Source organism: Pseudanabaena sp. UWO310, from assembly GCF_006861605.1.
In the GTDB taxonomy this organism is placed as follows: domain Bacteria; phylum Cyanobacteriota; class Cyanobacteriia; order Pseudanabaenales; family Pseudanabaenaceae; genus Pseudanabaena.
The window spans coordinates 1-9,175 of the sequence record NZ_SELU01000109.1 but is presented as its reverse complement, the minus strand read 5'-3'; the positions used below and the strand labels follow the sequence as shown (position 1 = coordinate 9,175).

The 9,175-nt window shown below is 42.3% G+C and carries 7 protein-coding genes; 4 read left to right on the top strand and 3 right to left on the bottom strand.

Features of this window, described 5'->3' with window-relative positions:
- Nucleotides 1–197: 197 nt before the first annotated feature.
- Nucleotides 198–764: a hypothetical protein gene (locus PseudUWO310_RS22245; RefSeq protein WP_143190548.1), complete on the bottom strand. Its 567-nt coding sequence runs from the start codon at nucleotides 762–764 to the stop codon at nucleotides 198–200.
- 383 nt (nucleotides 765–1,147) lie between these two features.
- Between PseudUWO310_RS22245 and PseudUWO310_RS23455 the strand changes: the two genes are divergently transcribed.
- Nucleotides 1,148–1,315, top strand: coding sequence for a hypothetical protein (locus PseudUWO310_RS23455; protein WP_223805813.1), 168 nt, complete (start codon nucleotides 1,148–1,150; stop codon nucleotides 1,313–1,315).
- Nucleotides 1,269–2,705 (top strand): reverse transcriptase family protein, encoded by a 1,437-nt coding sequence (locus tag PseudUWO310_RS22240; protein ID WP_143190547.1) that lies wholly within the window; start codon nucleotides 1,269–1,271, stop codon nucleotides 2,703–2,705. Before PseudUWO310_RS23455 ends, PseudUWO310_RS22240 begins: the two co-directional genes overlap by 47 nt.
- 226 nt (nucleotides 2,706–2,931) lie before the next feature.
- On the opposite strand, the gene PseudUWO310_RS22235 is transcribed toward PseudUWO310_RS22240, so the two are convergent.
- Nucleotides 2,932–3,693, bottom strand: coding sequence for a tetratricopeptide repeat protein (locus PseudUWO310_RS22235; RefSeq protein ID WP_143190546.1), 762 nt, complete (start codon nucleotides 3,691–3,693; stop codon nucleotides 2,932–2,934).
- Nucleotides 3,694–3,978: 285 nt separating this feature from the next.
- Between PseudUWO310_RS22235 and PseudUWO310_RS22230 the strand changes: the two genes are divergently transcribed.
- Nucleotides 3,979–6,540 (top strand): ankyrin repeat domain-containing protein, encoded by a 2,562-nt coding sequence (locus tag PseudUWO310_RS22230; protein ID WP_143190545.1) that lies wholly within the window; start codon nucleotides 3,979–3,981, stop codon nucleotides 6,538–6,540.
- A gap of 261 nt (nucleotides 6,541–6,801) precedes the next feature.
- Here the strand turns inward: PseudUWO310_RS22230 and PseudUWO310_RS22225 are convergent, their stop codons facing one another.
- Entirely contained in the window at nucleotides 6,802–8,253 is a 1,452-nt protein-coding gene (locus tag PseudUWO310_RS22225; protein ID WP_143190544.1) for a WGR domain-containing protein, read from the bottom strand.
- Between the two features lie 334 nt (nucleotides 8,254–8,587).
- On the opposite strand from PseudUWO310_RS22225, the gene PseudUWO310_RS22220 reads away from it, so the two are divergent.
- Nucleotides 8,588–9,088, top strand: a complete 501-nt coding sequence (locus PseudUWO310_RS22220) for a type IV pilin-like G/H family protein (protein ID WP_143190543.1) — start codon at nucleotides 8,588–8,590, stop codon at nucleotides 9,086–9,088.
- Nucleotides 9,089–9,175: the final 87 nt, after the last annotated feature.

The following is a 9,175-nucleotide window of genomic DNA, read 5'->3' as shown; positions in this document are numbered from 1 at the left end:
ATATTTCTAAGAAATGGACAATGCCCATTCGCGATTGGAAACCCGCCCTTAATCGATTTGCTATCCTCTTTGAGGATCGTCTCCACATCTAGCTTCTAGACTTTACACAAAATGCTTGACAGTCTCCGATCGCATAATCCATCATTGTCGAATAATAGATGCATTACATTGAACTAACGCATCCTACATTTAATTAACTACTGATTGTTTCGCTCCACCTGCTCCACTATTTCTGTATACATTTCTTGACTAACAGACAATCGGTTAAGCCAACTATCAAAATATTGAAGTCCATGCTCAGAAGCCTTTTGATAAGAAGGTCGATCATGCTTCAAGTACATATATTTCATAAAATCTTTTTTGTTTTGAATTTTGTCGGCTACTAACATCTTATGAACTTTGTCGAGTGGACCAATTTCGATAGAGTCGAAGCTTTGGATTTTATTTTTGATCTTATAACTACTAGTAACTCGCCGATACTCCATCCCTAGAACTATGGCAGGAGGAGAGATAAAGGCAAGTTCATCTGAATCATCAGAAAGTAACTGAGATAGTGATTTGTCATTTTGAAAAATTGGATGGAGACAAAATGCTTCCATCAGGGTTTCGTTGTTGCCGTAAATCAACTGAAGAATAAAAGCACCTTCTTGAATATGGTTCATGTAGCTAACGCCACTTCGCCGTGCGACCTTACCGCTATATTTTTGCTGAATCAGCTTGTAAAAAGGTTTGTTCGCGATTGAATCAAGAAAATCATGTCGCATGAGATAAATATGATGAATATGCTGTAGTTAAACGTAGCATGAGTTAGCGATCGCCTAATTCATCATTGTTGACTAATGGATGCGTTACATTGCCCTAAGGCATCCTACGTTTAATTAAGCTTTCCCACCTTTAATTATAAAATAATTATAAAATGTTGGATTTGACCCCAAGCCCCTGTTTAAGCTATCTTTTGAATAGTACATATTTGTATATCAAACATGTACGAAACAGTCGCAACAGCAGTCAAAAGGGCAAACAACCTTGCAATCCGAATGGTGGATCGCCATTCTTGCATTTAGTCTAAGCGCGCATCACTGGCTTGCTCTTAACTGTGCGTCTCTCGCTACTAGTGTGTTATTACGGTTTGGCTTCCGAAAAGCTAATGAACACACTAGTAGCGGAGCCGCTGGAGTTGAGCAATCCAGTCCTGAGAGGTTTACGAAGGAGTAACCTGTTGACTGCTGAATGTGACTTTTTGACAGCGCAACCTGCGGTAAATAACTATGACCGACCAACCCCGCACCCGTCAGGAACTTTACGATCGCATTAGGCGTAGCTCCCGAGATGAAGTAATTCTGGAGGAAATGATTCGTTTAGGGTTTTGGCCAGCCGCAGGTGAAATGCCCAAGGATCCTGCTGATGAGATTCGGCGCAAGGGCGAGATCATGCGGGAGCTTGAGGATTTACGAGCGCAAAATCGCCAACTGCATAACGAAGAAGCACTCAAAAAAGAAGCTTTAGCCCAGAGATTAGCGGAGTCTAAACGCAAACAGCAAGAAACTAAAGAGCGGCGAGAGCGAGAGCGTCAAGAACGTTTAGAAATTTGGGAACTCAAGAAACAACAGGAAATCGTATTTCTAGGCGAGGGAGTTTCCGCAGGACTCAATAAAACTGAATGCGATCGCGATCGCTTACAAAGCTACGGCTTACCAGAATATGGCACATCAGGGGAGATTGCTGCTGCCATGGGAATCAGCCTCGGAGAACTGCGATTTTTAGCCTTTTCAAGACGGGCTAGCAATATCTCTCACTACATCCGTTTCAAAATTGCCAAAAAAATAGGCGGCGAGCGATTGATTTCTGCGCCCATGCCAAGGCTCAAACAAGCGCAGACATGGATTCTCTATCACATTCTCGAACAAGTGGATTGCCATGAGGCTGCCCATGGCTTTTGTCGTGGGCGATCGATTGTCACCAATGCCGAGCCGCATGTGGGAGCCGATGTCGTCATCAATCTAGACTTACAAGATTTCTTTCCTTCTATTTCTTACCAGCGGGTCAAGGGATTATTTATATCTCTAGGCTATTCCGAAGCTGCTGCCACGATATTTGGACTAATTTGTACTGATGCTGCTGTAGAGGCAGTAGAACTCGATGGCAAGACCTATTATGTGGCTTTAGGCGATCGCCATTTGCCCCAAGGCGCACCTAGCAGCCCAGCCATTACCAATTTAATCTGTCGTCGCCTCGATCTGCGTCTCACTAAGATGGCAGCAAATCTCGGTTTTGTGTATACTCGCTATGCTGATGACTTGACCTTCTCTGGTTCTGGTGAGAATTTGCGACAGATCTGTAATGTGCTGAAACGGACGGAAGCGATCGCAACTCATGAGGGATTCACCATCCATCCCCAAAAGACGAGAGTTCTCCATAAATCTCAACATCAAGAAGTAACAGGGATTGTGGTTAATGAGAAGCTAAATGTGGATAGAGAGACACTCAAACGTTTTCGGGCTACCTTATTTCAGATTGAGAAGGATGGATTAGCAGGAAAGCATTGGGGTAACTATCCTGATTTAATTCAATCCATCGAAGGCTTTGCGAACTTTGTGGCGATGGTCAATCCAGAAAAGGGTGGCAAGCTCAAGGAGCAAGTCCAGCGCATTAAAGCCAAGTACAGACCAAAACGAGTAAAGCGCATAAGACGAAAAAGTAACTAAGCGATCGCACCTGCGTTATTTCAATTCTAACAATAGCAACGCTATTGTTAGAATTGAAGTCTTGTACTGAATTTGTTCTCTATGGCAATGTAATACCAATTCACGAAAGTGTTGTCATACTTTCGTGAATTAAAAACCAAACTCAGTAGTGGTTTTCAAAGCTGAAGCTGAAAATGGCGTAGCCATTTTCAGCTTCAGCTTTGGTATAAGAGATATTGGGACAGAGCTATTTCAACTTTTTGAGTATCTTTTCGGCTTGAGATATAAAGTGTTGATTCTTACGATATTGAAATGGAACAAAGCTTTTGATTTTATAAATCATCGTCTCTAAAGTCTCGCGAGCAGTTGCAATATCTCCTTGTTGTTGATATATCCTTGCAAGTGTCATATAGGCATCTGGATGACTCCAACTTTTGAGGTGCAACTGCAAGTGGGTCTTTGCTGCTTCTAGATTACCAAGATCAAATAAAAGTTCACCATAGGTGAGAGAAGCATTTCCATAGGAGAATCCTGCTTCTACTTTCAATAGCCTTTGCAAATGAGTCTTTGCTGCTTCTAAATTTTTGTTGTTTCTTTCCGCCCAAGCTGCGCCCCAAAGAGCTTTAGGATGATCAGGCTCTAGTTCTAAGGCTTTGTTATAGGCATTTGCAGACTTATCCAGTTGATCCAGCTCAAATAGGATATCTCCTAGTTTGATGTACTGGTGCGCTTTGCCAATATTCCTAGCTTCGGCTTCTGCCTGCCACAGCGCATCACGTAACCGACGACGGCTTAAGAATCGGGGGACTGGGATAGTACTACCATAGCGAGGCATCCAGCAAATAAAGAAGTAGAGAAAAGCGCCAATTATGTTAAGAAGAATTAATGCCCATAGCCAGAGATAGCGATCGCCCGAACCATTCTTTAGACAGTCATAAAGCATCCAAACCCAAAAAGCTGTCCCTAGCAAGCCAAATGAACTAAGAAAAATGAAGAATGCCTCTAGCATGGGAAAGCCTCACACAAATTTACAATACTAGCTATTTGGGCTTACCCAACACCTCAAATAGACTCTATACAAATATCTTGATTTAGTAAATATTCACTACAGCACTTTTGTCAAGCTACTTATGAGCAGGGAAATTGCACATGTTTCGTAATACTTTAACTTAGTTGAGTTTTAGGGGGGTGTTTTTGGTGTTAAATGTATTTTTTGATATTGACAATGCCGATGGAATAGAGGTTAAATTTATCGTGCAGGGGAAAAACTAAAAATTTAGATATTTCAAATCCTATGCTACAAAATCGCGATCGCCAACTAATCGAAGCCGTTAGAGCCAAGAATATCTCGACTGTCCGAGAACTCTTAGCTGAAGGAGCAAACCCAAACCTCAAGGATGGTGACGAAACCTTGTTGGAAATTGCTGAATATGATCGCGAAATTAGGTATGCCCTTGTAGAAGCAGGTGCTTGGGATAATGCTCTTCGCACAGAAATGGTGATGGCATTAGATTATGGGGTTGAGGTGGTTAAAATCCTGATTGAGAAAGGTGCAGATGTAAATGTGCAAACATTCTCAGGAACTCCGCTCTCTGTTGCGGCAAGAAAAGGAGACCTCGAAATTGTAAAAATTTTGATTGAAGCTGGTGCTGATGTTGATGATAAAGCCCCATTAAATTGCGCTTTAGAAGTCGGACATTTCCAAGTTGCCCTCCAACTTTTGGCATCAGGAGCTTCTCCCAATAGTACTGATACTTTTCATTCTACACCTGCGATCGCCTTAGCGTCAGCCCAAGGTGGAACCGAGGTTGTAAAAGCACTTGTGCAAGCAGGTGCAGATGTGAATACTGAAGTTAGCCGTATTACGATTAATCAGGCTCAGGTACAAAAGCAAGCAGGAGAAGTCTTGGGTAATTTGTTCAAATCCTTAGAGGCTTTTGGGGGAATGTTGGAAAAAATTGAGAATCTGGAAGAAGCAGCCGATCCAGAAGCAACCGCAAATGAAGCGTTAGCAGAAATGGAGGCGATTAAATCAAAATCTTTTTCATCCCTAAAAGTAGAGGCAGAACAAGCCACCGACACCTCCCCCTTGATTCTTGCTGCTCGTTGCGGACATCATGAAACCGTTGCTACTTTATTAGAATTAGGTGCAACACCACATCACAAAGATGGAGAAGGCTTATCGGCATTTGATTGGGCAACTCGCAATCATGATGTTCGAGTTTTGGATACGTTAAAATCCTTTGGAATTGTTGAAACTCCTGTTTCTGCGGATGAGGAATTGCTAGATGCAGCGATCGCTGGCAATACAGATTTGGTAATAGCCGCCCTAGCCAAAGGAGCTAATATTAATACTAGAGATGCTAGACGGAACACCAAAAACAAAACTCCTCTTATGTTGGCAGCATTACATAACCATGCGGAGCTTGTAAGTATTCTCTTAAGGGATGGAGCCGATCCGACTCTAAATGATTTAATTGGTGAAATACCTTTTTTATTATCGGGCGGTTATAACGCTGATTCTTTGTTTGAATATGGTTATCAGACAGGTAGAACTGCCCTGATGTTTGCTTTACAAGAGGGACATGCAGCAATTGTGGACTTACTTCTTGAGAAGACTTCCGACTTAAATCAAAGAGATGGACTGGGACTCACAGCTTTGATGATTGCTAGCGAGAAAGGACATCTAGAGATTGTAAAAAGATTAGTTGCTGAGAATGCCGATGTTAATGTGGTTGCTAAAAAGAATAGCGCCTTATCTATTGCGATTGATTGTAAACATGAGGAAATTGCAAAATTTTTGATTGAAAGTGGTGCTGATTACCAAATTAAAGATGACGAGGGGCAAACCTTGCTAATGGATGTAGCTAGCCAAGGTTCTCTCCTTCTAGTTCAGCTTTTACTTGAGAAAGGACTAGATGTTAATGCTAAGTGTAATGAAGGTACAGCTCTCATCTTTGCGTTAAATCACTATAATTCAGACAAAGAGAATATTGAAGTAATTGAAGCTCTTTTAGCAGCAGGAGCTGATCCTAATTTGGGAGATTATGAAAAAGGAAATGCACTCACAACATCAATTTACAGGGCGAGTAGAGAAGTGATCGCTAAATTGATTGAAGCTGGAGTAGATGTTGGAAAACGCGATCGTGAGGGTAGATCGGCTTTAGGACTAGCAAAAGTTTATCATCGTCAGGATGTTTTGGCTTTCTTGAGAGGGGTTGTAGGCGATCGCGCTGCTGAACTCGAAGTCGATCTTGAAGTAGAACAAGAGGAGGATGATGAACTTTGGGGTGAAGAAATTGAGCCACCAGACTTTTCGGAACGTGCAGCAACCGATGAATATCAGCAGGCAGTTAGCGATCTAGCTGAAATTTGTGGCGATAAAGCGATCGCGATCAATGAGCTTGAAGGCGGATTTTATATCAATGTCAGAACCAATAAGCGCAAAGAAATTGATGTAGAAGCATTGCAAAATGACTTTTTAGAAAGAGATTGTTTTGTGTTTCAATGCGATCGTAGCATTGATAATTTGCCCCACAGGCTGTGGATTTTGCCGACAACTGATAAATATGAAGCGATCGCCGCTATGGGAACAAATGGATATAATTACGGCATTGGCACTGGCTATGTTTTGAAATGGCTCCGCGAACTTGAAGAAGAACAACCTTTTGTCATCACAATTATTCGGGGCGATCTCTTGTCTGGTCGGTTTCTCACACCGATTCAAGACCCCGAAGAGTTAGCAGAGAGAATGTACGAATTTTGTCCTGATCTCGTCGATCAAGGCTGTGGCTCAGTTGAGAATTTAGCCGATAGCCTCAAAACTAGTGACAATCTCTATTTTTGGTGGGATTAACGCAAAAAATCTATATCACTGTTACCTGAAGAGATTGCATCCCTTTAAGTAGTTCGGCATAATTAAAAACCAAAACCAGAGAGCATACCGCCCGCGCAGCGGGCGGTATGCTCTTCTCGGTTTTAAGTCTATACCAATTCCCAAAATGGCAACGCCATTTTGGGAATCTCAAAACCTTACTGGGTTTGGTGTTTAATTCACAAAAGTGTTGTCACACTTTCGTGAATTGGTATTACTTATGCCTAGCTACTTACTATGTGGTTAAACTAGCCTTTTGATATCGCCAAAGGTGCGATAGAAACTACCGTTGGAAGATTCGCGGATTTCGTCAACCAGATAACGTGCGCCAGCTTCGCGAATATCTCTAGGAAATTGGACTTTCCAATTCTGATTGTAGCCGTCAGAGATAACGCGAATTCTCAATTTACTTCCATCTTGGAAACATTCCACTAATACACCTTGACTACTATCAGAAGTGGTTTCTACGGTTGCAGAAGGGAGAATATCCTCTAAAGTGGAAGCTTTGATATTGACTGTTTCGGTCACAGTGCCAGACTGAGCTGCTAGAATCGCCGCTTCACTGGCATCGATGCAAGCCAGAAAGCCCAAGTGCGTCACGATGTAGAGATGATCTTTAAAGAATTGCATAGACTGGGACGCGCCACAGCCAGAGTCTAGCTTCCAGAGGCGATCGCCTGCTTCATTAAAACAGTAGATCGCGCCATAGGTATCGCCTGCAAATACATACTTGCCATTCTCAGCCGTGGCACAGGAGCAGAGATAGGCATCACAACGATAGACAGCCTCAACATCGCCTTTTTTGCTAAAGCGGTGGACATTTCCTGTAGTTGTCGAAGCAAAGATGCTGGACTCCTCTTGCCAACCAAAGCCCACCAAACCATTGACTTGATGCGACCAAATTTCTGTTCCATCCTCCCAGTCATACATCGTGACTCCATTGTTGTAGCCATGATATACCCCAATCTCATCACAACGCACCATCCAGCCGCGATCGCCTGCGCTCTTTTTCGACCATTGCGACTCATCATCGTGATTAATCACGGTCACATATCCCGCCGCATCGGAAACAGCAAGGATGCCATCTTTGACATCAATCCAAAAGATATCCACATTGTCGGCAATGGCGTAAGCCACACGCGGTAACTTGCCACTGAGATCATAGACATTGCCATCATCACAGCCAGCATAAAGCCAATCATCATCAGCGAGAATGCACTTCACCCCATCGGGAAGCTTGTATTGAATCTGGACTTTGCCATCATGGGTAATTGCGGAAATCTTACCTGCTTGATTGCCGACGAAGCAGAGATCGTCTTTGATATAAATTCCCAAGGCGCTTGCGCCCGTGTCAAACCGCCACACCACAGGTGCTTGAATGATTGGCGATCGCCTTCCTTTTCTAGACTGGTTATAGCTCTCTGCGATCGCGCCTGAACGACGAGTGACAGATCTTTTCTGACGTTCGCCCATGATGGCTAGCCCATAGCCTTTGCGTTTCTTTTCGTTAATTTTTTTGGTTGCATCAGCTAGAGCTTTCTCAGGTGTGGCAAAGGTAGAGACTTTAGTTTGTCCGCGATCGCCGATCCGACCATAGCGGATGGATACTTCTAAATCATTTACAGTTACTTCATAAAACTTATGAGAGCCACTATCTCCTTCGGATAGTTCTAAATAGGTTTTTTGTTCTGACATAAGACCTCTATCGGTAAAGTTTTATCTATTTTAAATAGGATTTACGCAAATAAACCAAGAACTCAAGTTCTTGGCTAAAAGCTCAAGTCCACTTCAGTGGACTACAGAATGCTCTTATTTAACCCGTTTCAACGGGTTTGATCTTTTAGCCCGCACTTGGGTGCAGGGCTACTGCATAAGTCTTATTGAAGCAATTCCAATTCTAAAAATGGCAACGCCATTTTTAGAGTCAAAGCCCCTTACTGAGCAGTAATGAGTATCTGTCTAATCTAGATGAGAATCTGATTTGGCATGGGTAAGATAGCTTTGACCTGAATTAAAAGGTTTTAGGGATATGTCATTAAGATTTTTTAAATGCCTTATTTGTTCTATAGGAATTTGGTTGAGTCTAACATCGGCAGCTTTTGCCTGTAGACAGCCTGAAGTAATTAGTTATGTTGGCTCAATGAATCAAGCTCAACAAGCCTATTATTTAAAGAAAAATACCTTCGCCCAAAATTTAAATGAATTGGGTGTAGGAGTGCCCGAACAAACTGAATATTATCTTTACAAGACCGTTATGACTCCTCATGGAGTTTTAAATTTTGGAACAGCTATAAATAATCAATTGGGATCGGATGTAAGTTGTCAATGGAGATGTGATGAAGGAATTCGCTGGCCTTGTGCTGACAATCCAAATAAATGTGGGGATAGCGATAGCAATTATCTATTCTGCACCTCTCGTATTGAGTCCTGTAGAGGGGCTAATTATGTGGGAGCGGTATATCTAAAGCAAATCAATAATAAATTTACGACATTAGACTTGTTGGGAAATAAAAGCAAAGCACAGAGGTGATTTTACTTTTTCTGTCCATTGCAAGCAAAATCTAAATAGAAGTTCCATAAGCCAGCCGCATTCAACATGAGACGGTCATCAAAATCA